The organism is Rhizobium sp. GN54 (assembly GCF_021026345.1).
Taxonomy (GTDB): domain Bacteria; phylum Pseudomonadota; class Alphaproteobacteria; order Rhizobiales; family Rhizobiaceae; genus Mycoplana.
In genome coordinates this window covers 113,041-137,985 of the sequence record NZ_JAJNCZ010000009.1, presented here as the reverse complement: position 1 = coordinate 137,985, position 24,945 = coordinate 113,041, and the positions used below count along the sequence as shown (strand labels likewise).

Sequence of the window (24,945 nt, the reverse complement as noted above, 5' to 3'; positions counted from 1 at the left end):
CGGGGACGCTCGCCCGGCGGGGAGAAGAAGGGTCGCTGGGCGGTCTTGCCGCTCAGCCGCCGGTGACGCTCATGTGGCGGGAGACGGCGGGGCGGTTGTTGCGGCCGATGATGAAGTCGTGGCCCTTGGGCTTGCGGCCGATCGCCTCGTCGATCGCCTGCGACAGCAGCGCGTCGTCTTCGGAGGCGCGCAGTGGCAGGCGCAGGTCGGCCGCGTCGTTCTGGCCGAGGCACATATAGAGCGTGCCGGTGCAGGTCAGCCGGACGCGATTGCAGCTTTCGCAGAAATTGTGCGTCATCGGCGTGATGAAGCCGAGCCGGCCGCCCGTCTCGGCGACCGTGACATAGCGCGCCGGTCCGCCGGTGCGGTAGTCGATGTCGGTGAGCGTGAATTCCTGGGCAAGGCGCTCGCGCATCTCCGAAAGCGGCAGGTAGTGCTCGGTGCGGTCCTCGTCGATCTCGCCCATCGGCATGGTCTCGATCAGGGTGAGGTCCATGCCGCGGCCATGCGCCCAGCGCAGCATGTCGGGGATCTCGCGGTCGTTGAAGTCCTTCAGCGCCACCGCATTGAGCTTGACCTTGATGCCGGCGGCCTGGGCCGCATCGATCCCATCCATTACCTTAGAGAGATCGCCCCAGCGGGTGATGGTGCGGAACTTGTCGGCATTCAGCGTGTCGAGCGAGACGTTGATGCGGCGGACCCCGCAGTCGGCCAATTCGGCGGCGTGCTTTGCCAGCTGCGAGCCGTTGGTCGTCAGCGTCAACTCGTCGAGCCTGCCGGCTTCGACGTGGCGGCCGAGCTGGCGCACCAGGAACATGATGTTCTTGCGCACCAGCGGTTCGCCGCCGGTCAGGCGCAGCTTGCGCACGCCCTTCTGGATGAAGGCGGAACAGAGCCGTTCCAGTTCTTCCAGCGTCAGAAGGTCCTTCTTCGGCAGGAACGTCATGTTCTCCGCCATGCAGTAGGTACAGCGGAAGTCGCAGCGGTCGGTGACGGAGACGCGCAGATAGGTGACGGCGCGGCCGAATGGATCGATCATCGGCGCATCCGAGGTGCCGAGCGCCGTTGCCCTGTCCGTCGTTCCTACGTAGCTGTTCACGTCTATCCTCTTGAATTACCGGGAATGTGGTCCCCCCGCCGCCCGGCGTCAAGGGGCTGGCGGCCAGATCAAGCGAAGTTGACGCTTGCGCCCGCCGGACGTCAAGCCTAGTGCTTCGACAATGGCGCGGGAGAGATGACGATGAGCGAATACTGGCCGACCGAACTCAGGGTATCGCCGGATCGGCAGCGATTGACGGTGGCGTTCGACGACGGGCAGCGCTTCGAGCTGTCGGCGGAGATGCTGCGGGTGCTGTCGCCTTCGGCGGAAGTCCAGGGGCATGGCCCGGGACAGCGGGTGACCGTTCCGGGCAAGCGCAACGTCGCGATCATCGCGATGACGCCGACCGGCAATTACGCCGTGCGCATCGGCTTTGACGATTTCCATGATACCGGCATCTATACCTGGGCCTTCCTGCGCGAACTCGGCGAAAAGGGCGACGAGCTCTTTGCCGCCTATGAGCGCGAACTGGCCGAGAAGGGCATGACGCGCGACCGCTCCGAAAAGCCGCGATAGGCGGCCGTCACGCAATCGTCACGCGTTTGTGCCAACGACGCTTCACCCCTGTGAGAGGCCTGCACACCGAAGCGAGAGACCTGCCATGACCGTCGTGACCTCCGTCGAGCAACTGAACGCCCTCTATGGCGAGCCGGGCGAGGCGTCGCTCGTCAAGGTGACGGACTATCTCCTGCCGGAATACCGGACGATGATCGAGGCCTCGCCGTTCATGATGCTCGCAACGGTCGGGCCCGAAGGACTGGACTGCTCGCCGCGCGGCGATGCCGGCACCGTCGTCCACATCGAGGACGAGCGGACGCTGATGCTGCCGGACTGGCGCGGCAACAACCGGATCGATTCGCTGTCGAACATCGTGCGCGATCCGCGCGTCGCGCTGCTGTTCCTGGTGCCCGGGTCGAACACCACCATGCGCCTGAACGGCCGCGCCGTCGTCCGGATCGACGAGGATCTCACGTCGCGGTTCGAGATGGACGGGCGCCATCCCCGTTCCGTCGTGGTGATCTCGATCGAGGAGGTCTATTCGCAGTGCGCCCGCGCGGTCATGCGCGCCGACCTGTGGAACCCGGCCAGGCATCACGATCCGAAGAGCCTGCCGACCGTCGGCCAGATGCTGGCCTCGGCCAGGAAGGGCTTCGACGGCGAGACCTACGATCGCGAGTGGCCCGGCCGCGCGGCAAAGACGATGTGGTGAGAACGGGCCCTGTCGCGGGCGGGAAACTGGTCCTGGAAGGCGTGCCTCCGGGGATACACGGTACAAGTTCCGCCGGAGGCACGCACCCAGGCCCCCACCTGATTGGTGAAGTGCTTCCTTAAAGATCGCCGCAGCGCTTGGGAGGATCCGCGCGACGCCCTGAACTGCATGGGGCCTGAACGACGCGGGCAGTATCGGCGCGATTGTTAGCCGGCGCTGTTACCGCGGGAACAGGGCGGCGGAAAAACGTCCGGACAAAAGAAGACGGCGCCGCAAGGCGCCGCAGAGTTCCGGAAGGGTTCGTGACCCCTGTGACGCCGCCATGCAGGACCACGGCATGGCGCGCCCGGATGGCCGGCTACTTGCGATAGATGAGCCAGCTCTTGGAAAAATCCTTCTTCATGCCGTCCTCGAAGGGCATGGTGCGGTTGCGCCCGCCGTTCTTGGCGCAGTAGAGCGCGATGTCGGCCTTGTTGTAGAGTTCGGCCGGCCCGTCGGCCTCGCTCGCCATGCACAGCCCGAGCGAAATCGTGATCGGCCCGTAGTTCACGCCGGTCTTGGAATTCTTGAACGGGGTATGCTCCAGCGTGGTGCGGATGCGCTCCGCGATCGCCATCGCCTCTTCCAGGTTGTTGCCTTCGACGATCATCGCGAATTCCTCGCCGCCGGTTCGGGCGATGAAGACGTCCTTGCGCACGCAGGCGCGGATGATGCTGCCGACGGACGCCAGGATCTTGTCACCGACCGGATGGCCGTAGGTGTCGTTGATCTTCTTGAAGTGGTCGATGTCGGCAAGCACGAGCGCGGTCACGGGGTGCAGCATGGCATTGTCGTAGGTCGCGGCGAGTTTGTCGTCGAAGGCGCGGCGGTTGGAGAGCTGCGTCAGCGAATCGGTGTTGGCGATGCGCTTGTATTCGTCGAGCTCGCGGCGGACGACGTCCATCTCCCGCGACCGCTGCGTCACCGTCTCCACCATCTCCTTGCCCTGGCTGATGGTGTCGCCGGTTGCGGTCGAGAGCACGGTGATGGCGCCGCGGATGATCTCGGCGCTCGCGTTGTTCTTGTTGGTGATGCGATTGTAGGTCTCGTCGAGCAGCTGGTTGTAGCTCTCCAGCGACGTCTGCTCCTGCCGCAGCATCTGCAGGAGCCCCTCTAGCTGGCTGGTGAGCTTGCTGTGGGCGCCGTCGATCGCTTCGGCCCGGTGGTGATGGCCGAAGAACTGCCGCCCGATCTGGTCGAGCTCTTCCTGCGTGGCCCGGTTGCCGAGCGCTGCGACCTCGCGCGTCAGCTTCGGGCTGGACCCGATATAGGCCTCGTAGAACAGCTCGTAGTTTCGGGGGATCGGCGCGACGCCCATGATGCGCATGGCATAGGCCACCTGCGCGGCGATATCCGGCGCCTGCACTTTCTGCGCGAGGGGAGTGTTCAATGCCGGCTCCTGTCGGGGTTCGCTTCGATCAATCAAATTAGGGGGAAAAGATTTGGAATCGATTAACGTTCTTGTGTCGGCCGCAGCATTTCCGGCCACGAAAAAGGCCCCGCAAGCGAACTAGCGGGGCCTTTGACAAAGTCCGGTATGTCAGGCGTTTCAGCCGGGCATGATCATCTTTTCGGGGCGGACGACCTCGTCGAACTCCTCGTTCGTGACATAGCCGCCGCCGACGGCTTCCTCACGTAACGTCGTGCCGTTCTTGTGGGCGGTCTTGGCGATCTTGGCGGCGTTGTCGTAGCCGATCTTCGGCGCCAGCGCGGTGACCAGCATCAGCGAGCGCTCGAGCGCCGCCTTGATGTTGTCCTCGCGGGCCTCGATGCCGACGACGCAATTGTCGGTGAACGAGACCGCGGCGTCGGCGAGCAGTTGCACCGACTGCAGGAAGTTGTAGGCCATCAGCGGGTTGTAGACGTTCAGCTCGAAATGGCCCTGGCTGCCGGCAAAGGTCAGCGAGGTGTTGTTGCCGAAGACCTGGATGCAGACCTGCGTCAGCGCCTCGCACTGGGTCGGGTTGACCTTGCCGGGCATGATCGACGAGCCCGGCTCGTTCTCCGGCAGGGACAGTTCGCCGAGGCCGGAGCGCGGGCCGGAACCGAGCAGGCGGATGTCGTTGGCGATCTTGAAGAGGGCGGCGGCGGCCGAGTTGATGGCGCCGTGGGAGAAGACCATCGAATCGTGGGCGGCCAGCGCCTCGAACTTGTTCGGTGCGGTCTTGAAGTCGAGGCCGGTGATCCTGGAGATCTCCTCGGCCACCTTCTCGGCAAAGCCCACCGGCGCGTTCAGGCCGGTACCGACGGCGGTGCCACCCTGGGCGAGCTCCATCAGCCCCGGCAGCGTCGCCTCGATCCGCTTGATGGAGGATGCAACCTGCGCGGCGTAGCCGGAGAATTCCTGCCCGAGCGTCAGCGGCGTGGCGTCCTGCGTATGGGTACGGCCGATCTTGATGATATGGTCGAACGCCTTGGCCTTGGCCTCGAGCGCGCCGAGCAGGTGCTTCAGCGACGGCAGCAGGTGATGGACGATGCGCTCGCCGCAGGCGACGTGCATGGCCGTCGGGTAGGTGTCGTTCGACGACTGGCTCATGTTGACGTGGTCGTTCGGATGCACGGGCTTCTTGGAGCCCATCTCGCCGCCGAGCATCTCGATCGCGCGGTTGGAGATCACCTCGTTGGCGTTCATGTTCGACTGCGTGCCGGAGCCCGTCTGCCAGACCACCAGCGGGAAGTGGTCGTCGAGCTTGCCGTCGATCACCTCCTGGGCGGCGGCGACGATCGCCTCGCCGACCTTCGGGTCGAGCCGGCCGAGCGCCATGTTGGCGCGCGCGGCCGCCTGCTTGACGATGCCGAGTGCGCGCACCACCGAAAGCGGCTGCTTCTCCCAGCCGATCTTGAAATTGCCAAGCGAGCGTTGTGCCTGCGCACCCCAGTAGCGGCTGCTGTCGACCTCGATGGGGCCGAAGGTATCGGTTTCGGTACGCGTAGATGTCATGTCTCTTCCCGCCGTCAAATCCATGCGCTCTCGGGTCGGCGACCGCCGCCGCATGGAAGCGGCCGTCTCCGGGCGGCGCGCGGAAGGTGGCGCCGTGCTCGAAATCCGGGGCATTCTCTGGCCCATAAGGTCCATCCTTGTAAAGGGCGGGCGCGGCGCTATTTCCGGCTCCGTCCGCTAAAATCGATTAGCGCTGCACAGGGGATGACGCGCCTGTTTCGCAAGCCGTCGCTGTTGCCGTTGCGGCACAGCCATCGGCATTTTCATGGCGAAGCCTTTGCCAAGGTGCGGCGAAACTGCGGCAAGGACTTGGGACGGGCAGGGATTCCCGTTGTCTTTCATGCCGTTGGATGGCCGGAACGGTCCGGCCGGAATGTCGAAATGGGACGGTTGCGATGTCGCGGCGACTGCGCGTTTCCTTTTCATTCACCATCGGATTCTATAGTTTCCGGACTCGCATGGTCGGGTGCAATCCAGTTCGCCGCCTACCGGCGGTACAGGGGAATGAAGCAGATATGACGTTGAAGAAGTCCGCGGCGCTCACGGCGCTCATGATAAGCTGCGCCGTTACGGTCGCCGACGTGGCTCCGGCCTATGCGGCGCAGCCGAACCTGCTGGAACTTCTGTTCGGCAAGCGCAGGCGCCAGGAGCCGGCACCGCCGCCGGGCGTGAACATGCCCGCCCAGGCGCCCGCGGCCGCCAGGGCCGCCGCCAAGCCCGCGCCGCTGCCGCGCGTCAGCGCGCCGAGCTACTACACCTACAAGGCCGAGCCCCTGAAGACGATCGCGATGGACAAGTTCGCCGATCCGGTCGTCACCGGTTCCATCGACGTCGCCGCGCTGAATGCGCCGCAACCGACCCCGGAAGGCGAGATCCGGCGCGAGTTCGCAACCGTCACGGCCCGCGCCCCGGCCGAGAGCGCCAAGGCGGTCGAGGACTATTACAGCCATAATGCCGGCCTCATCTGGGTGTCGGGCAGCCAGCTCAGCCCGCGCGCCCGCGCAGCGCTCGCCGTGCTCGCCGATGCCGCCTCGACCGGCCTCGATCCGCAGGACTACGCCGTCGACGTGCCGTCTGCCGTCTTCGACAGCGCCGACATGGTGCAGCGCTACCAGGAGCTTGCCGCCTTCGAGGTCAGCATGTCCTCGGCGGTGGCGACCTACGTGCTCGATACCGTGCGCGGGCGCATCAATCCGAACCGGATCTCCGGCTACCATGATTTCGCCCGCAAGGACGTCAACCTGGTCGCAGCGCTGAAGAACCTGTCGATGAGCCCGGACGTCGCGGCCTATCTGAAGACCCGCGAACCCTCCGGCAGCCATTTCCAGGCGCTGAAGGCCGAACTGAAGGCGCTCAAGGCCGAGAGCGGCACCGACGATCCGGTGGTGATCGCGCAGGGGACGCTCCTGAAGCCCGGCCAGAGCGACCCGGAACTCGCAAACGTCGTCAAGGGCGTGATCCGGCACGCCTCCGATGCGCTGAAGGCAGAGCAGGCGGCGACGATCGCAGCCTACAAGGATACGCCGGACTATTCCCCGGAACTCGTCGCCCTCGTCGAGGCCTTCCAGAAGGAACGCGGCCTGAAGCCGGACGGGATCGTCGGGCAGGCGACGATCCGGCACCTGACGGGCGGCGACAGCGTTGCCGACAGGATCTTCAAGGTCCAGGTGGCGATGGAGCAGGCGCGCTGGCTGCCGGCGGACCTCGGCCCGCGCTACGTCTTCATCAACCAGCCGGCCTTCATGGCCTACTACCACGAAAAGGGCGCCGAGCAGTTCTCCATGCGCACGGTCGTCGGTTCGAAGTCGAACCAGACCTACTTCTTCCAGGACGAGATCCAGACCGTGGAATACAACCCGTACTGGGGTGTGCCGCAGTCGATCATCATCAACGAGATGCTGCCGAAGCTGCGCTCCGACCCGTCCTATCTCGACCGGATGGGCTATCAGGTCGAACTCAACGGCCGGGCGGTCTCTTCGTCGCAGATCAACTGGAGTTCGACCAAGGGCGTGTCCGTTCGCCAGCCGCCCGGCGACGACAATGCGCTCGGGGAACTGAAGATCCTGTTCCCGAACGCGCATGCGATCTACATGCACGACACGCCGTCCAAGAGCTACTTCAACAAGGACATGCGGGCGCTGAGCCATGGCTGCGTCCGTCTGGCCGATCCGCGGCTGATGGCGGCGGCGGTTCTCGGCACCAGCGTCGACCAGGTCGGCGCGGAGATCGCCAAGGGGCGCAACAAGGCCGTCAGCGTTCCCGAGCGCATCCCGGTCTATGTATCCTATTTCACCGCATGGCCGGACAAGGACGGCAAGGTCGAGTTCTTCGACGACGTCTATGGCCGCGACGACTACATGCGCAAGGCGCTGGAAGCGACGCGGACGGCCCGGCAGGCGCAAAGCTGAACGGGTCCCGCTGCGCGCGGGCAGGATGAAAAATGACAAACGGCCCGTCTCCGTTTTCCGGAGCGGGCCGTTTGTCTTGATGGAAACGCCGTTTTTCAGGCCGCGGCGACGCGGGCGATCAGGTCCTCGACGAGTTCGGGATGAAGCTCGTCGAAGCTGTCGATGACGTGGCTGGGCTCGAGGCTGGCAATGGCGACGTCCGAATAGCCGAAGGGAACGCCGATCGAGGGCACGCCCGCATTGCGCGCGACCAGCACGTCGTTGAGGCTGTCGCCCACCATCACCGTACGGGCGGCATTGCCGCCGGCGAGGCGGACCGTCTCGAGCAGGTGGCCGGCATCCGGCTTGCGCACGGCGAAGGTGTCGCCGCCGGTGATGGCGGAAAAGCGCTCCGACAGGCCGAGCCCGTCCAGCAGCCGCCGGGCCAGTGCCTCCATCTTGTTCGTGCAGACGGCGAGGCGGAAACCTGCCTGCTGCAGCCGGTCCAGCGCGGCGACGAGACCGGGGTAGGGGACGGATGCACCCGGCATGCCATGCGCGTAGTGCCTGACGAAGACATCCACCATGGCGGGGAGATCGTCGTCGGACAGATGGCCGCCACGAAGCTCGAAGGCGCGCCGGATCATCACCTGTCCGCCGTGCCCGACGAGATAGGTGAGGTCGGAATAGCTGACCGGCTCGAGGCCGGCGGTTCCGATCGTGTGGTTGAGACTCAGGACGAGATCCGGGGCGGTATCGACGAGGGTTCCGTCCAGATCGAAGACGACGAGGGGAGCTGTCACGGCGTATCCTTCGGTTGGGGTGCCGGCAAAAAGGGGTAAGGGATGACGCCTGCGATTGCAATTGCCAAGGCGGGCGCCGCGGCCGGGAAGCTGTTGGCACAGGACGATTCGACGGGCGAAATGGCTTTCGTTCCCGCGTGATGGCGTGTAAGTGTCGATCCGGATATCTGCCGGGTCACGGCAGGGTTTTCTAGAGGAGCTGAGGCGGATGGACGCCCGCGAAATGAAGATCAAGGCCGCCGCCGCGGCGCTCTCCCATGTCGAGGACGGCATGCGCCTCGGCATCGGCACGGGATCGACCGCGGAGGAATTCGTGCGGTTGCTGGCCGAGCGGGTGGCGAACGGCATGTCGGTCGTCGGCGTTCCGACCTCCGAGCGCACGGCGCGCCTCTGCGTCGAACTCGGCGTTCCCCTGATGTCGCTGGACGAACTCCCGGAACTCGACCTCACCATCGACGGCGCCGACGAGGTGGACGGCCAGTTGCGCCTGATCAAGGGCGGCGGCGGTGCTCTGCTGCGCGAGAAGATCGTCGCAAGCGCATCCAGCCGCATGATCGTGATCGCCGACGAAACCAAGGTGGTCGAGACGCTGGGCGCCTTCAAGCTGCCGATTGAGGTCAACCCCTTCGGCATGGTCGCCACCCGTATCGCCATCGAGAAGCTGGCCGCAAGGCTCGGGCTTACCGGCGCCATCGAGCCGCGCCGGCTGGGCGACGGCATCTTCACGACCGACGGCGGACACTATATTCTGGACGCATCATTTGGCCGTATTCCTGATGCAGAGGCGCTTGCAAGTGCCTTGAACGCGATACCGGGCGTCGTGGAACACGGTCTGTTCATCAACATGGCGTCGATTGCCATCATTGCCGGGCCGGCAGGTGCGCGGACGCTGAAAGCGGACACTTAGACAGGAGCAATGACCAAAATGACCATTTTTGCCGGCTTTGGCCGTACCCTTGCCGCAACGCTCGTCGCTTCGGTCGCCTTCGCGGGTTCCGTGATGGCGCAGGACGCAACGCCGGAACAGGTCACGGCCGCCCGGGCGGCGATGACCGCGCTGAACGCGACCGGACAGTTCGACGCCATCCTGCCGCAGATCGCCGAGCAGCTGAAGGGCACGCTCATCCAGTCGTCGCCGAATTTCGGCGACCTGATCAACAAGACCGTCGACGAGGAAGCATTGGCGCTGGCGCCGCGCCGCGCCGACCTCGAGCGCGAAGTCGCAAACATCTATGCCAAGACCTTCACCGTCGACGAGCTGAACGCGATCGCCGCCTTCTACGGCTCGGAAGCCGGCAAGAAGCTCCTGCAGTCCGGCCCGCTCGCCGCCCGCGAAGTGATGAAGGCCGCCGACATCTGGGCTGCCGGCATCTCGCGCGACCTCGCCGTCAACAGCGACAAGAAGCTCGAGGCCGAAATCGGCGCGCAGAAGAAGGCCGAGGGGCAGCAGCAGCCGCAGTAAGGGCTGAGGCCTTCCCGTATCGGTTTTATGAAGCCCGGAGCGATCCGGGCTTTTCTTTTGGCCCCGGCAGCACCTATATCTCGGTCGTGTCGCGAGCATTGCCCGCGCGGTACCATCCCGTCCAACTGCAATCCGGAGCGCCCGATGCCTGCTTTCGACTATGACCTCTTCGTGATCGGCGGCGGTTCGGGCGGCGTCAGAAGCGGGCGGCTGGCCGCTGCCATGGGCAAGAAGGTGGCGATCGCCGAGGAATTCCGTTACGGCGGCACCTGCGTCATCCGCGGTTGCGTGCCGAAGAAGCTCTATGTCTATGCCTCGCAATTCGGCGAGCATTTCGAGGATGCAGCCGGTTTCGGCTGGACCGTCGGCGAGACGCGCTTCGACTGGAAGGCGCTGGTCGCCGCCAAGGAGCAGGAAATCACGCGGCTGGAGGGGCTCTACCGCAAGGGGCTGGACACTGCCGGCGCCGAGATCCTCGATACGCGGGCGGTGCTCGTCGGTCCGAACACGCTCAGGCTCTCGGCGAGCGACAGGCTGGTGACGGCGGAGCGCATCCTCATCGCCACCGGCGGCCATCCGTCGCCGCACAAGGACCTGCCGGGGCACGAGCTCTGCATCACCTCCAACGAAGCCTTCGACCTGCCGGAACTGCCGAAATCCATTCTGATCGCCGGCGGCGGCTACATCGCCGTCGAATTCGCCAACGTCTTCCACGGCCTCGGGGTCGAGACGACGCTGATCTACCGCGGCAAGGAGATCCTGTCGCGCTTCGACCACGACATGCGCCAGGGGCTGCACAAGGCGATGGTCGGCAAGGGCATCCGCATCCTCTGCGAGGACATCGTGCAGGAGATCGTCGAAGGCGCGGACGGCCGGCGGCAGGTGCGGACGCTGAAGGGCGACGAGCTGGTCGTCGACCAGGTCATGCTGGCGCTCGGGCGGGTGCCCAACACCACGGATCTCGGGCTGGAGGCCGCCGGCGTCCGGACCGACCCGCGGGGCGCGATCGTCGTCGACGAATATTCGCGCACGAACGTTCCCGGCATCTTCGCCATCGGCGACGTCACCGACCGCGTGCAGCTGACGCCGGTGGCGATCCACGAGGCGATGTGCTTCATCGAGACCGTGTTCCGCGACCGGCCGACCTCGCCGGATCACGACCTGATCCCGACGGCGGTGTTCTCGCAGCCGGAGATCGGCACGGTCGGCATGAGCGAGGAAGCGGCGGCAAAGGCCTTTGCCGAGCTGGAGGTCTACCGCGCCGAGTTCCGGCCGATGAAGGCGACGCTGTCGGGCCGGCAGGAGCGCACGATCATGAAGATCGTCGTCAACGCAGCGGACCGGAGGGTCCTCGGCGTGCACGTGCTCGGCCACGACGCCGGCGAGATGGCGCAACTGCTCGGCATCGCGCTGAAGGCGGGCTGCACCAAGGACGACTTCGACCGCACGATGGCGGTGCATCCGACCGCGGCCGAAGAACTGGTGACCATGTACCAGCCGAGCTACCGGATCCTGAACGGCGAGCGGATCTGAACGGGCCGATCCCCGCCATGCCCCGCTAGGCAAGCGGGGCTTTCCGGTTTATAAGCCCGCATCCTAAAGAAAGCAGGTGTGCGGACAATGCGTCACGCATGCCCCGAACCAGGTGAACAAGATGGCACAGAATTGGACTCCGAACAGCTGGCGGCAGATGCCGATCCAGCAGGTGCCGGACTACCCGGACGCTGCGGCGCTTGCCGCAACCGAGGAGCAGCTCGCCTCCTATCCGCCGCTCGTCTTCGCAGGCGAGGCCCGGCGCCTGAAGAGCGCGCTGGCCAATGTGGCGGACGGCAAGGGCTTCCTGCTGCAGGGCGGCGATTGCGCCGAGAGCTTCGCCGAGCACGGCGCCGACACGATCCGCGACTTCTTCCGCGCCTTCCTGCAGATGGCGGTGGTCCTGACCTTCGGCGCGCAGCAGCCGGTGGTCAAGGTCGGCCGCATCGCCGGGCAGTTCGCCAAGCCGCGTTCGTCGAACGTCGAGAAGCAGGGCGAGGTGACGCTGCCGTCCTACCGCGGCGACATCATCAACGGTATCGAGTTCACCGAAGAGGCCCGGATCCCCAATCCGGAGCGCCAGATCATGGCCTACCGGCAGTCGGCCGCGACGCTGAACCTTCTGCGCGCCTTCGCCATGGGCGGCTACGCCAACCTGGAGAACGTGCATCAGTGGATGCTGGGCTTCGTCAAGGACAGCCCGCAGGCCGAGCGCTACCGCAAGCTGGCGCACCGGATCTCCGAGACGATGGACTTCATGAAGGCGATCGGGATTACCGCCGAGAACCAGCCGAGCCTGCGCGAGACCGATTTCTTCACCAGCCACGAGGCGCTGCTGCTCGGCTACGAGCAGGCGCTGACGCGCGTCGATTCGACCTCCGGCGACTGGTATGCGACCTCCGGCCACATGATCTGGATCGGCGACCGTACGCGCCAGGCGGACCACGCGCATGTGGAATACTGCCGCGGCATCAAGAACCCGATCGGGTTGAAGTGCGGTCCGTCGCTGACGGCCGACGGCCTGATCGAGCTCATCGACGCCCTCAACCCGGCGAACGAGGCCGGCCGGCTGACGCTGATCTGCCGCTTCGGCCATGACAAGGTTGCCGAGAACCTGCCGCGCCTCATCCGCGCGGTCGAGCGGGAGGGGAAGAAAGTGGTCTGGTCGTGCGATCCGATGCACGGCAACACGATCACGCTCAACAACTACAAGACCCGTCCCTTCGAACGGATCCTGTCGGAAGTCGAGAGCTTCTTCCAGATCCACCGTTCCGAGGGCACCCATCCGGGCGGCATCCACATCGAGATGACCGGCAAGGACGTGACCGAGTGCACCGGCGGCGCCCGCGCGCTGTCCGGCGCCGACCTGGGCGACCGCTATCACACGCATTGCGATCCGCGCCTCAACGCGGACCAGGCGCTGGAGCTGGCCTTCCTCCTGGCCGAGCGGCTGAAGAGCAGCCTGGACGAAAAACGCATGGTGGTGAACGGCTGATCGCCTTTCGTTCATGCTTTGGTGCCGTCCATCAGCGGCACTGAAAAGACTGATGAATTTTCTGAATTTGACAGGACCGGGCCGGCTGCCGAAGCTGGCCCGGTTCTTTTTGTGCGTGTCCGGTTGTGCATGTCCGGTACGACGGAACCTGGAAAGAAGGCTGGAAGGGGAGCCCATGGCCGAGATCCACACCGGGCAATGCCTCTGCGGCGGCGTCCGCTTCCGCACGACCGCGCCGCTGCGCGAGGTGATCGCCTGCCATTGCAGCCAGTGCCGCCGCCAGTCCGGCCATTTCTATGCCGCCACCAACGTTAAGGACGAGAACCTCGAGATCGAGGGGGCCGACAACGTCACCTGGTACAGGGCCAGCGACATGGCCGGCCGCGGCTTCTGCCGGACCTGCGGCTCTGCGCTGTTCTGGAAGGGCGACGGCTCCGGCCACACCTCGATCATGGCCGGCGCGTTCGACCGGCCCACTGGATTGAAGATCGGCTTCCACATCTTCTGCGCCGACAAGGGCGACTACTACGAGATCGAGGACGGCGCCCGCCAGTTTCCGCAAGGCTACTGAACAGCGGTCGGGCAGCCTATTTCCGCTGCGTTGCGCTCTTGGCGGCCGGCGCCTCCACGGTTTCGGGAGGCCGGATCTCGCCCATGCGGTTCCAGGCGTCGAGCCCGGCGATCTTGTAGGCTTCCGCCAGCGTCGGATAGTTGAAGGTATTCTCGACGAAATATTCGACGGTGCCCTTCAGGTTCAGCACCGCCTGGCCGATGTGGACGAGCTCGGTCGCGCCTTCGCCGACGATGTGGACGCCCAGCAGGCGCCGCGTCTTCAGCGAGAAGATCAGTTTCAGTAGGCCCGAATCGAGCCCCATGATGTGGCCGCGCGAAGTTTCGCGGAAACGGGCGATGCCGCATTCGTAGGGGATGCCGCGCTGCTTGACCTCTTCCTCGGTGAGGCCGCAGGTGGAGATTTCCGGCACGGCATAGATGCCGTAGGGGAAATACTTCTGCGGTTCCTTGGCGATGGCGCCGACGGCGACGCGGGCGGCGATGCGGCCCTGTTCCATCGATGTGGAGGCCAGGCTCGGGAAGCCGACGACGTCGCCCGCCGCATAGATGTTCGGCACCGTCGTCTCGAACGTCTCCAGATTGACCTTCAACCGCCCGCGGTCGTCCGCCTCGAGCCCGGCTGCCGCCAGGTTCAGCGTATCGGTGGCGCCCATGCGCCCGGCGGCGTAGAGGACCATGTCGGTGACGACGGTGCGGCCGTTGTCGAGCGTGATCGCGCACTTGCCGGTGTCGAGCTTCTCGATCTTCTCGGCCTTGGTGCCGAGCAGCAGCTTCATGTTGCGGTCGCGCAGCTGATAGGTGAAGTCCTCGACGATCTCGCGATCGATGAAATCGAGGATCGTCGACTTCGGATCGATCACGGTGACCTGGGCGTCGAGCGCGCTGAAGATCGTCGCATACTCGATGCCGATGACGCCGGCGCCGATGACGGCGAGCGAGCGCGGTAGTTCCTCGATCTCCAGCAGTTCGTCGCTGTCGAGGATGGTCCTGCCGTCGAAGGGGATGCTGAAGGGGCGGTAGGGCTTGGTGCCGACCGCGAGCATGATGCTCTTGCCCGAGACGTGCAGGATCTCGCCGTCTTCCTTGATGACCTGCAGCGTTTCCGGCGTAAGGAAGCTCGCCTTGCCGCGGATGAGTTGCACCCGGTTGCGGGCGAACTGGTGCTCCAGCACCTCGACCTCGTGGTCGAGCGTGATGAGCAGGCGGCGGCGCAGGTCCTCGGCGCTGATCTCCTGCTTGACGCGGTAGGCGCGGCCGTAGAAGCCGCGCTCGCGCCAGCCGGTCAGGTTGAGCGCCGTCTCGCGAAGGGTCTTGGACGGGATCGTGCCGGTGTGCACGGACACGCCGCCGACGCGCTTTCCCTGCTCGATGACGAGAACCTTGTGGCCGAGCTTGGCGGCCTGGATCGCCCCCCTGCGACCGGCGGGGCCGCTGCCGACGACGACGAGATCAAATTCTTGCATGGGCGCTTCCGGAAGCTGGACAGAATCTTTTGCATTGCGGCATTTCTGCCGTCGTACCTATAACCTCTATGTGATCGCTTAACAAAGCCCTCGCGCAAATGTTGCGGCGCCAGAAAAATTCCCTGCGTTCAACGTACGCTGTCCGGCGTCAGATCAGCCGCAGGCCCTTGAGGCTCGTATGGCCTTCGCGGCCGATGATGATGTGGTCGTGGACGACGATGCCGAGCGGGCGGGCGGTCTCGACGATGGTCTTGGTCATCTCGATGTCGGCGCGCGAGGGCGTCGGGTCGCCGGAGGGGTGGTTGTGCACGAGGATGATGGCGGTGGCCGAAAGCTCCAGCGCCCGCTTGACCACCTCGCGGGGATAGACGGGCGTGTGGTCGACGGTGCCGCGTCCCTGCACCTCGTCGGCGATCAGGACGTTGCGCTTGTCCAGAAACAGGATCCGGAACTGCTCGCGGCTCTCATGCGCCATCGCGGCATGGCAATAGTTGATGACGGATGTCCAGGAGCCGAGCACCTGCTTGTTGCGCAGTTCGCTTTTCAGCATGCGCTGCGACACGGTCGAAATCAGCTTGAGATCGAGGGCGACGGCCTCGCCGATGCCCTTGACCTCCTGCAGCAGCGCCGGCGGCGCGCCGAGGACGCCGGAGAGCGTGCCGAACCGGTCGAGCAGGGCCTTGGCGATCGGCTTGGTGTCGCGCCGGGGAATGAGGCGGAACAGCAGCAGTTCCAGCATCTCGTAGTCCGCCAGCGCCGCTTCCCCGTGCTCGCGGAACCGGCTGCGCAACCGCTCGCGGTGGCCGTGATAATGGGCCGTCTCGACGTCGGCGGGGGCGGCCGCCCGGGTCCCGCCGATCGTTCCGTGGCGGGCAGAGCGTTCGGCGAAATGCCCGCGCTCGTCGTCGCCGAGAAGCAGGCTGCCATACCCCGTTGCCGATTGCGCTTCCTCAGAAGCGGACTGTTCGTCCTTCGGTGCGGGGTCCTTGCCCATTGGGTTCCTATCCGGGTAGGCCGGGCCGGTCGAGGCCGCCAGGCGAGAGCGTGAAGACTTCGCAGCCGTCGGCGGTGACGCCCACGGCGTGTTCGTACTGCGCCGACAGCGAACGGTCGCGGGTCACCGCGGTCCATCCGTCGGAAAGCACCTTCACATGCGGCCGGCCGAGATTGATCATCGGCTCGATGGTGAAGATCATGCCTTCCTTCAGCTCTGGCCCCTCGTTGGCGCTGCCGTAGTGGAGGATGTTCGGCGCATCGTGAAAGAGGCGGCCGAGGCCGTGGCCGCAGAAGTCGCGCACGACCGAGCAGCGCTCCGCCTCGGCATATTTCTGGATCGCTTCGCCGATGGCGCCGGTGCGCACGCCCGGCTTGACGGCGGCGATGCCGCGCAGCAGGCACTCGTAGGTTACCTCCAGCAGCCGCTCGGCCGAACGCTTGATCTGGCCGACCGGATACATGCGACTGGAATCGCCATGCCATCCGTCGAGGATATAGGTGATGTCGATATTGGCGATATCGCCTTCGCGCAGCGGCTTGTCGTTGGGGATGCCGTGGCAGACGACGTGGTTGAGCGAGATGCAGGACGATTTCGTGTAGCCGCGATAGTTCAGCGTCGCCGGCAGGGCGCCGTGGTCCATGCCGAACTCGAACACGAAGCGGTCGAGCTCGTCCGTCGTCACGCCGGGCTTGACCAGCGGATAGATTTCGTCGAGCGCGCGCGCCGTCAGCTGGCTGGCCTTGCGCATGCCTTCGAACGCCTCGCTGCCGTAGAGGCGGATCACGCCGGTATTCTTCATCGGCGCGGAAAAGGCTTCGATATAGGTCACCATCGTCGAACTTTCGATTGTCTCTCAGGATTTCATAAAGCAGCTATGGCTGTTTCGTCCATGGCGATCAATGCGTCGGGGCGAATTTCCAGCGCCGAGACGCTGCATCCGACCGCATAGGCTTCGACGCCGCGCGACCGCGCCCGTTCGAAGGCTGCGGCATAGACCGGGTCGAGGTCGGAGCAGACCTGGAACCGCTCGCAGTCGCCGCGCTGGACGACGTAGAGCATCACCGCGCGGCATCCGGCCTCGGCGACGTTCCCGAGTTCCTCCAGATGCTTGGCGCCGCGCGCCGTCGCCGTGTCGGGAAACTCGGCAAGGCCGCGGATGCGGGAGAAATGGACGTTCTTGACCTCGACATAGGTGGGCGCGCGGCCGTCGCCCGACAAGAGCAGGTCTATGCGCGAATTGCGGCCATACTTCCTTTCCCGCTCGACCACGGGATAGCCGGCGAGATCGCTGACGAGGCCGGCGCGGATCGCCTCCTCCGCGAGCCGGTTCGGCAGGCCGGTATTGACCCCGACCACGGTGCCGTCGGCCTCGATCAACTCGAACCGGTGGCGGTACTTGCGCAAGGGGCCGTCGTGCTCGGAAAGCCAGATGCGCGACCCCGGCGTCGTCAGCCCGCGCATGGAGCCGGTGTTCGGGCAGGAGCCGGTGATCGCCGTGCCGTCGTCGAGGACTGCGTCGAAGAGAAAGCGCTTGTAGCGCTGCACCAGCGTGGCCGGCACCAGGGGTGGATCGAAGATCATGCGGGACCGAAATGGGTGGATCGAATGTGGCGGTAGGGGTGAGGGGGCTGCTTAGCAGAGATGGGCGGGTAGGGGATAGCGAATAGGGAATGGCGAGTAGCGAGTAGATGATTGTCCGATGGGAAGCGGCCTGCGGCCGAGCGGCTCGTAGGTTCGGCGCGGTGGGCTGCCGCGACGAACACCCTCCCCTTGAGGGGGAGGGTCGGCACGCAGTGCCGGGGTGGGGTGATCCGGGGAGCAGCGAGAAAGGTCTGTCACTGTTCTGCGGCGTGTCACCCCCACCCGCCGCTTCGCGGCGACCTCCCCCCTCAAGGGGGAGGTATGGGTGCGCGCCAGCCCGACGCATCCCGTGCCAAATCTGTCAGGCCGAGTTACCTCACGCCCGCATCCGGACGTAGGAGCCGGGGGCTTCCTCGATCGAGTTGAGCGGGCCGCCGGTCTTGCGGGCGAGGACCTTGCGGCCGTCCAGATTCTCGATCCAGGCGTGCCAGTGCGGCCACCAGGAGCCGGCGGTTTCCCTGGCCGATTTCACCCAGTCGTCATACTCGCCCTTGGGCGGTCCACCGGTCCAGAACTGGTACTTGTTGCGGTCGGGCGGGTTGACGACGCCGGCGATATGGCCGGAACCGGACAGAACGAAGGTGACCTTGCCGCCGAAAATGCTGCTGCCGACGAAGACGGAGCGAGCGGGTGCGATATGGTCCTCCCGCGTCGCGAGGTTGTAGATCGGAATCTTCACGTCTTTCAGTGACAGCTTCTTGCCGGCGAGCGTCATCTCGCCCCGGCTGAGGCTGTTCGTCAGGTAGCAGTTGCGCAGGTAGTAGGAGTGGTTGGCCGCCGGCATCCGTGTCGAATCGGAGTTCCAGTAGAGCAGGTCGAAGGGCAGGGGCTCCTGGCCCTTCAGGTAGTTGTTGACGAAATAGGGCCAGATCAGCTCCGACGAGCGCAGCATGTTGAAGGCGTTCGCCATCTTCGAGCCGTCGAGATAGCCGACCGCCGCCATGCCCTGCTCGAGCGCTGCGATCTGGTCCTCGTCGGCGAAGATCTTCAGATCGCCGGCATGGGTGAAGTCGACCTGCGTCGTGAACAGCGTCGCCGAGCGGATGCGCTTGTCACCCTCCTGCGCATGCAAGGCGAGCGTGGCCGCAAGCAGCGTGCCGCCGACGCAATAGCCGACCGCGTTGACCTCGTCCTCGCCGCAGGCCTGCTTGATCGTCGTGAGCGCGAAATCGATCCCTTCGCGGGCGTAGGACTCCCAGTCCTTGCGGGCATGCCGTTCGTCCGGATTGACCCAGGAGATGACGAACACCGTGTGGCCCTGGTCCACCGCCCATTTGATGAAGGATTTCTGCGGGTTGAGGTCGAGGACGTAGAATTTGTTGATCCACGGCGGGCAGATCAGCAGCGGACGCTTGAGCACGTCTTCGGTGGTGGCGTCGTACTGGATCACCTGGCAGACGTCGCTCTGGGCGATGACCTTGCCCGGCGTCACCGCCAGGTTCTCGCCGACGGCGAACTTGCTGGTATCGGTCTGCCGGAGCTTCAGGTCGCCCTTGCCGGCCATGATGTCCTCGGCCAGCATCCGCATACCGCGCACGAGGTTCTCGCCGTTGCTGGCGACCGTCTCGCGGTAGAGCTGCGGATTGGTGGTGACGAAGTTCGACGGCGACAGGGCGCTGGTGATCTGGCGGACGTAGAAGGCGGCCTTGTGCCGCGTGTGCTCGTCCAGCCCCTCGGCCTCCGACACCATCTTCTCCGCCCAGTCGGAGGTGACGAAATAGGCCTGGCGCAGGAAGTCGAAGAAGGGATTCCGTGCCCAGTCCTCGTCGGCGAATCGCTTGTCCGCGGCGTGCCGGGCATCGTCCGGGACGGGCTCGGCCTCGCCGCCGAGCTTCTGCAGCGTTCGCGTCCAGATGCCGAAATAGCTGCCGAACAGGTGGGTCTGCGCCTCCAGCGTTCGCCGCGGATCGGAGATCCAGTATTCGGAGACCCTGGACAGGGTCTTGACCATGTCGACGACGGGGTCTGCGACGGTATCGACCTTCTCGCCCCGCTCGCGCGGGGCCAGCCAGGCCGATGCGGCGCGGCCGAGCTGTTCGACCGTTCGGGCCAGATTGACTGCGAGTGCCTCGGGATTCCTGACGACGTAGGGTTCGATCGTCTTGGGGTCGAAACCTGCAAACCCGGCTGCCTCGCGCGTGTCGCCGTCCTTCTCCTGGCTCACCCGTTTCCTCCGGATTTTCTTGTTAGTTCCGTTTTTACATCCTGCCGGAAAAAGAATAAAAGGGCCATAGAGTTCTTCGGCGCCACCTTGAAGGCGGGCGCCGTCCGGACGGGGCGGCAGCGCGCCGCCGGACCGGAAGTATTTGGCTGCGCGGAGCGGGATGGGCATGGCGTATGATTTGAGAAGGCTTGGTGCGGCGGTCGCGATCTGCGGCACCTTGGCGGTTGCCGCCGGATGCACCTCGGCATCGACCACGACGACCAATGCGCAAGCCGTCAATCCCGGCGCCGACCGTTCCACCACCTATCCCGACATCACGGCAAGGGTCCAGGCCGCGACCGCCCAGATGAGCGACGAGGAAGCGGCGAAGATCAGCGCCCGGGTCAGCGGGCTTGGCGCGCAGCGGCGCGCCGGCACGATATCGGAGGCCGAATACCGGCGGCAGATGGCCGAGATGGATGCGCTGGCCCAGAATCACGGGGCCGATACGCTGAACGAAATCCAGAATTAGCGCTTGCGTTTACGCACGATTGGACGCAAAGCCTTGAATGGTCCAAGTGACCGTTTCGGTGGGCGGAGTGTCATCAAATCGGACATATTCCCGCCTAACCGGAAATCTTGATTTGCACGGAAGGCGGGGCGTCCGATCCCTGGGCGCAACGACGACCGTGCCCAACGGGGTCTGAGATGGAAGAGTTTCACAAGGTCCGGCGTCTGCCGCCATATGTTTTCGAGCAGGTCAACCGTTTGAAAGCGAGCGCGCGAGCGGGCGGGGCCGACATCATCGACCTCGGCATGGGCAACCCGGACCTGCCGACGCCCAAGGCGATCGTGGACAAGCTGTGCGAGGTCGTGCAGGACCCGCGCACCCATCGCTACTCCGCCTCCAAGGGCATTCCCGGCCTGCGCCGCGCCCAGGCCGCCTACTACGCCCGCCGCTTCGGCGTGAAGCTCAACCCGGATACCCAGGTCGTGGCGACGTTGGGCTCCAAGGAGGGCTTCGCCAACATGGCCCAGGCGATCACCGCACCCGGCGACGTGGTGCTGTGCCCGAACCCGACCTATCCGATCCACGCCTTCGGTTTCCTGATGGCGGGCGGCGTCATCCGCTCCATTTCGGTGGAACCGGATGAGAGCTTCTTCGGCCCGCTCGAGCGCGCCGTGCGCCACTCCATCCCCAAGCCGCTGGCGCTGATCCTGAACTACCCGTCGAACCCGACGGCGCAGGTGGCAAGCCTCGATTTCTACAAGGACGTCATCGCGTTCGCCAAGAAGCACGATATCATCGTGCTGTCGGACCTCGCCTATTCCGAGATCTATTTCGACGGCGCACCGCCGCCGTCGGTGCTGGAGGTGCCGGGCGCGATTGACATCACCGTCGAGTTCACCTCGATGTCGAAGACCTTCTCCATGCCTGGCTGGCGCATGGGCTTCGCCGTCGGCAACGAGCGGCTGATCGCGGCGCTGACGCGGGTGAAATCCTACCTCGACTACGGCGCCTTCACGCCGATCCAGGTGGCTGCGACACATGCCCTGAACGGCGACGGTTCCGACATCGCCGAGGTGCGCAGCATCTATAAGCGCCGCCGCGACGTGATGGTCGACACCTTCGGCAAGGCCGGATTCGAGGTGCCGCCGCCGGCCGCTACTATGTTCGCCTGGGCGAAGATTCCCGAAAAGTTCCGCCATCTCGGCAGCCTGGAGTTCTCCAAGCTCCTGGTCGAGAAGGCCGACGTGGCGGTTGCGCCCGGCATCGGCTTCGGCGAGCAGGGCGACGACTACGTGCGCATCGCGCTGGTCGAGAACGAGCACCGGATCCGTCAGGCGGCCCGCAACATCAAGCGCTTCCTGTCGTCGGCCGACGAGACGATGCACAACGTCATCTCGCTGAACGCCCACCGCTGATCTCCTTGGCCCGCCGGTCTTCGCCGGTGGGCACAATCCATATCGATAGGACTTTTCATCATGGCTGATGCCCTCAAGATCGGCATAGCGGGCTTGGGTACCGTTGGGGCCTCGCTCGCCCGCATCCTCGTCGAACGCCGCGAAAGCCTGGCCTCGACCTGCGGGCGCCCGATCGAAATCGTCGCCGTCAGCGCCCGCGACAGGAAGCGCGACCGCGGGGTCGACCTCTCCCGCGTCGCCTGGTTCGACGATCCGGTGGCGCTGGCCGAAAACCCGCAGATCGACGTCTTCGTGGAACTGATGGGCGGCGCCGGCGATCCGGCCCTTGCGGCCGTCAAGGCGGCGCTCTCGCGCGGCGTGCATGTGGTCACCGCGAACAAGGCGCTGCTGGCAGCCCACGGTGTCGAGCTTGCGACGATCGCCGAGGAGCGCGGCTGCCTGCTCAACTACGAGGCGGCGGTGGCCGGCGGCATTCCGGTCATCAAGGCGCTGCGCGAATCTCTGACCGGCAACGTCGTCTCCCGCGTCTACGGCATCATGAACGGCACCTGCAACTACATCTTGACCAAGATGGAGAAGGAGGGGCTGTCGTTTGCCGACTGCCTGAAGGAGGCGCAGCGGCTCGGCTATGCCGAAGCGGATCCTGCCTTCGACATCGACGGCAACGACACCGCGCACAAGCTCTCCATCCTGACGACACTCGCTTTCGGCAACCGGATCTCGGCCGACGACATCTATCTCGAGGGCATCAGCAACATCTCGATCGAGGACATCCGTGCCGCCGCCGACCTCGGTTACCGCATCAAGCTCCTCGGCGTCGCGCAGAAGACCGATACCGGCATCGAGCAGCGGGTTCACCCGACCATGGTTCCGATCGAATCCGAGATCGCCCAGGTCGACGGCGTCACCAATGCGGTGGCGATCGAGAGCGACATCCTCGGCGAACTCCTGATGGTCGGCCCCGGCGCCGGCGGCAATGCGACGGCGTCCGCCGTGCTCGGCGACATCGCCGACATCGCCAAGAGCCGCCCGGGTGCCCAGATGGTGCCCGTGCTCGGCCGGCCGGCGGCCTCGCTGGCGCCCTACAAGCGCGCGCAGATCCGCAAACACCACGGCGGCTATTTCATCCGCATGACGGTCGAGGACCGGGCAGGGGTGTTCGCCAACATCGCCGGCCACATGGCCGAGAACGGCATCTCGCTGGAATCGATCGTCCAGCATTCGAAGCATCACAGCGAGGCGGCCGAACCGAAGACGATCATCCTCGTCACCCATGCGACGATGGAGGACAGCGTCCGCCGCGCGGTGGCGGCGATCACCGGGGAGGGTTATCTCGCCGGTGAGGCGCAGGTGATCCGCATCGAGCGGCCGAAGACCGCCTGACGAACGCGCGGTGGCAGCGCCGCGCCGCCAAGGAGAGTGATGAACCAGGAGGTCGACCCCGTCCAGCGCGCCTTCCTCGGGGTTGAGCAATCGGCCACCGGGCAGCGCTGGATCGCCCGCCTCGACCAGGCCGGCGAGAACCGGGCGCTGGCGATGACCCAGACGCACGGCATCCCCGACCTGATCGCCCGCGTACTCGCTGGCCGCGGCGTCGGCTTTGACGAGGCGCTGGAGTTTCTCGACCCGACGCTCCGCCGGCTGATGCCGGATCCCTATCGCATGACCGACTGCGAGGCGGCGGCCGAGCGCATCGCGGCGGCGATCGCCCGGCGCGAGCGGGTCGCGATCTTCGGCGACTACGACGTCGACGGCGCCTGTGCCTCGGCGATCCTCTACCGCTTCCTCGTCCATTTCGGCGTCGATGCCGAGATCTACATTCCCGACCGCATCTTCGAGGGCTACGGCCCGAACCCGCAGGCGATCAACACCCTGATCGATCGGGGCGCGAAGCTGATCGTCACCGTCGACTGCGGATCGACCAGCTTCGAATCGATCGCGCATGCCCGCGAACGCGGCATCGACGTCGTGGTCATCGACCACCACCAGGTCGGCCAGGACCTGCCGGCCTGCACCGCACTGGTCAACCCGAACCGGGAGGACGACCTTTCCGGCCAGGGACATCTTTGCGCCGCAGGCGTCGTCTTTCTGGTGCTGGTGGCGCTGCAGAGGCTGATGCGCGGCCGCGATGCCCGGGCCGGCAGCCTCGATCTTCTCGCCATGCTCGACCTCGTGGCGCTCGCGACCGTCTGCGACGTGGTGCCGCTGAAGGGGCTGAACCGCGCCTATGTGGTCAAGGGGCTGGTGGCAGCGCGCCATCTCGCCAATCCGGGTCTTGCCGCCCTTTTGAAACAGGCCGGCATCGGCGGCCCGGTGACGCCCTATCACCTCGGCTTCCTCGTCGGACCGCGCATCAATGCCGGCGGGCGGATCGGCGACGCAGCTCTCGGAAGCCGGCTCCTGACGCTGCAGGACGATACCCAGGCCGAGGCGATCGCGATGCAGCTGGACGGGCTAAACCGCGAGCGCCAGGCGTTGGAGGTAGCGATGCTGGCCGAAGCCGAGGCCGAGGCGTCGGCGGAATACGGCACCGGGGAGAACGCCTCGGTCATAGTGACCGCCCGCGACGGCTGGCACCCGGGCGTCGTCGGTCTCCTGGCCTCGCGGCTGAAGGACCGCTTCCACCGGCCGGCCTTTGCGATCGCCTTCGACGCCTCCGGCAAGGGGACCGGCTCGGGCCGTTCGATCAACGGCTTCGATCTCGGCCGGATGGTGCGCGCCGCCGTGGAGGAGGGCATCCTCGTCAAGGGCGGCGGCCATGGCATGGCGGCAGGATTGACGGTGGAGCGCGCCAATCTCGGGCGGCTCAGGAGCTTCTTCGAGGAACGGGCGGACAAGAGCGTGCGCGAACTGACGGCGACGCGGACGATGAAGATCGACGGAGCGCTTTCGGCCTCCGGCGCCACGATCGCGCTCGCCGACCAGCTGGAGCAGGCAGGCCCCTACGGCGCCGGCCATCCCCAGCCCGTCTTCGCGCTCGCTGCCCACCGGCTCGTCGACGTACGCCAGGTCGGCGTCAACCACCTGAAGCTGACGCTGGAAGGCCCCGACCGCAGCCGCATCGACGGCATGGCCTTTCGCGCCGCCGACGCACCGCTCGGCGCCTTCTGCCTGAGCCGCCGCGGCCAGGCGCTACACGTCGCCGGCACCGTCTCGGCCGATCAGTGGCAGGGCACCAGACGCGTGCAGTTCCGCATCAGTGATGCGGCAAACGCGTTCTGAATTGGCGTCGT

The 24,945-nt window shown here is 65.8% G+C and carries 21 protein-coding genes; 12 read left to right on the top strand and 9 right to left on the bottom strand.

Annotated elements, in window-relative coordinates; translation table 11 throughout:
• Positions 1–52: 52 nt before the first annotated feature.
• Positions 53–1,039, bottom strand: coding sequence for a GTP 3',8-cyclase MoaA (moaA, locus tag LQK81_RS21005; protein ID WP_230808389.1), 987 nt, complete (start codon positions 1,037–1,039; stop codon positions 53–55).
• 201 nt (positions 1,040–1,240) lie between these two features.
• Here moaA and LQK81_RS21000 point away from each other — a divergent pair, with 201 nt between their 5' ends.
• Both LQK81_RS21000 and LQK81_RS20995 read left to right on the top strand, forming a co-directional pair.
• A complete protein-coding gene (locus LQK81_RS21000) occupies positions 1,241–1,615 on the top strand; it encodes a gamma-butyrobetaine hydroxylase-like domain-containing protein (protein ID WP_230808335.1) in 375 nt (124 codons plus the stop codon).
• 85 nt (positions 1,616–1,700) lie between these two features.
• Entirely contained in the window at positions 1,701–2,309 is a 609-nt protein-coding gene (locus LQK81_RS20995; protein ID WP_230808334.1) for a pyridoxamine 5'-phosphate oxidase family protein, read from the top strand.
• Positions 2,310–2,667: 358 nt separating this feature from the next.
• Here the strand turns inward: LQK81_RS20995 and LQK81_RS20990 are convergent, their stop codons facing one another.
• The gene (locus tag LQK81_RS20990) at positions 2,668–3,738 is read right to left on the bottom strand and encodes a GGDEF domain-containing protein (protein ID WP_230808333.1); all 1,071 of its coding nucleotides are present in this window, start codon (positions 3,736–3,738) and stop codon (positions 2,668–2,670) included.
• Positions 3,739–3,897: 159 nt separating this feature from the next.
• Positions 3,898–5,343 (bottom strand): class II fumarate hydratase, encoded by a 1,446-nt coding sequence (fumC, locus tag LQK81_RS20985; RefSeq protein ID WP_442967169.1) that lies wholly within the window; start codon positions 5,341–5,343, stop codon positions 3,898–3,900.
• 461 nt (positions 5,344–5,804) lie between these two features.
• Between fumC and LQK81_RS20980 the strand changes: the two genes are divergently transcribed.
• Positions 5,805–7,697 carry a L,D-transpeptidase family protein gene (locus LQK81_RS20980; RefSeq protein ID WP_230808331.1) on the top strand — a complete coding sequence of 631 codons (1,893 nt, stop codon included), beginning with the start codon at positions 5,805–5,807 and terminating at the stop codon, positions 7,695–7,697.
• A 95-nt stretch (positions 7,698–7,792) separates the two neighbouring features.
• On the opposite strand, the gene LQK81_RS20975 is transcribed toward LQK81_RS20980, so the two are convergent.
• Positions 7,793–8,479, bottom strand: a complete 687-nt coding sequence (locus LQK81_RS20975; protein WP_230808330.1) for an HAD family hydrolase — start codon at positions 8,477–8,479, stop codon at positions 7,793–7,795.
• A gap of 208 nt (positions 8,480–8,687) precedes the next feature.
• Here LQK81_RS20975 and rpiA point away from each other — a divergent pair, with 208 nt between their 5' ends.
• The 5 genes from rpiA to LQK81_RS20950 all read left to right on the top strand — a co-directional run bounded on the left by rpiA (position 8,688) and on the right by LQK81_RS20950 (position 13,540).
• Entirely contained in the window at positions 8,688–9,386 is a 699-nt protein-coding gene (rpiA, locus tag LQK81_RS20970) for a ribose-5-phosphate isomerase RpiA (protein ID WP_230808329.1), read from the top strand.
• A gap of 18 nt (positions 9,387–9,404) precedes the next feature.
• Positions 9,405–9,941: a DUF2059 domain-containing protein gene (locus tag LQK81_RS20965; RefSeq protein WP_230808328.1), complete on the top strand. Its 537-nt coding sequence runs from the start codon at positions 9,405–9,407 to the stop codon at positions 9,939–9,941.
• Positions 9,942–10,085: 144 nt separating this feature from the next.
• Positions 10,086–11,474, top strand: coding sequence for a glutathione-disulfide reductase (gor, locus tag LQK81_RS20960; RefSeq protein ID WP_230808327.1), 1,389 nt, complete (start codon positions 10,086–10,088; stop codon positions 11,472–11,474).
• Positions 11,475–11,595: 121 nt separating this feature from the next.
• Positions 11,596–12,969, top strand: a complete 1,374-nt coding sequence (locus tag LQK81_RS20955) for a class II 3-deoxy-7-phosphoheptulonate synthase (protein WP_230808326.1) — start codon at positions 11,596–11,598, stop codon at positions 12,967–12,969.
• A gap of 175 nt (positions 12,970–13,144) precedes the next feature.
• Complete coding sequence (locus LQK81_RS20950; protein ID WP_230808325.1) at positions 13,145–13,540, top strand: GFA family protein; 396 nt, start codon at positions 13,145–13,147, stop codon at positions 13,538–13,540.
• Positions 13,541–13,556: 16 nt separating this feature from the next.
• Here LQK81_RS20950 and sthA read toward each other — a convergent pair whose 3' ends face one another.
• The 5 genes from sthA to phaC form a co-directional block, all read right to left on the bottom strand.
• Entirely contained in the window at positions 13,557–15,005 is a 1,449-nt protein-coding gene (gene sthA / locus LQK81_RS20945) for a Si-specific NAD(P)(+) transhydrogenase (RefSeq protein WP_230808324.1), read from the bottom strand.
• Between the two features lie 148 nt (positions 15,006–15,153).
• The gene (radC, locus tag LQK81_RS20940) at positions 15,154–15,999 is read right to left on the bottom strand and encodes a RadC family protein (RefSeq protein WP_442967168.1); all 846 of its coding nucleotides are present in this window, start codon (positions 15,997–15,999) and stop codon (positions 15,154–15,156) included.
• A gap of 7 nt (positions 16,000–16,006) precedes the next feature.
• Complete coding sequence (gene map, locus LQK81_RS20935) at positions 16,007–16,834, bottom strand: type I methionyl aminopeptidase (protein WP_230808323.1); 828 nt, start codon at positions 16,832–16,834, stop codon at positions 16,007–16,009.
• Between the two features lie 29 nt (positions 16,835–16,863).
• A complete protein-coding gene (gene sfsA / locus LQK81_RS20930) occupies positions 16,864–17,583 on the bottom strand; it encodes a DNA/RNA nuclease SfsA (protein WP_230808322.1) in 720 nt (239 codons plus the stop codon).
• A 376-nt stretch (positions 17,584–17,959) separates the two neighbouring features.
• Positions 17,960–19,807: a class I poly(R)-hydroxyalkanoic acid synthase gene (gene phaC, locus LQK81_RS20925; protein WP_230808321.1), complete on the bottom strand. Its 1,848-nt coding sequence runs from the start codon at positions 19,805–19,807 to the stop codon at positions 17,960–17,962.
• A 166-nt stretch (positions 19,808–19,973) separates the two neighbouring features.
• On the opposite strand from phaC, the gene LQK81_RS20920 reads away from it, so the two are divergent.
• The 4 genes from LQK81_RS20920 (at position 19,974) to recJ (ending at position 24,934) form a co-directional block, all read left to right on the top strand.
• On the top strand, positions 19,974–20,318 hold the full coding sequence (locus LQK81_RS20920; RefSeq protein WP_230808320.1) for an SHOCT domain-containing protein: 345 nt from the start codon (positions 19,974–19,976) through the stop codon (positions 20,316–20,318).
• A gap of 176 nt (positions 20,319–20,494) precedes the next feature.
• Complete coding sequence (locus LQK81_RS20915; RefSeq protein ID WP_230808319.1) at positions 20,495–21,712, top strand: LL-diaminopimelate aminotransferase; 1,218 nt, start codon at positions 20,495–20,497, stop codon at positions 21,710–21,712.
• A gap of 60 nt (positions 21,713–21,772) precedes the next feature.
• Entirely contained in the window at positions 21,773–23,095 is a 1,323-nt protein-coding gene (locus tag LQK81_RS20910; protein WP_230808318.1) for a homoserine dehydrogenase, read from the top strand.
• Between the two features lie 39 nt (positions 23,096–23,134).
• Positions 23,135–24,934: a single-stranded-DNA-specific exonuclease RecJ gene (gene recJ, locus LQK81_RS20905; RefSeq protein ID WP_230808317.1), complete on the top strand. Its 1,800-nt coding sequence runs from the start codon at positions 23,135–23,137 to the stop codon at positions 24,932–24,934.
• Positions 24,935–24,945: the final 11 nt, after the last annotated feature.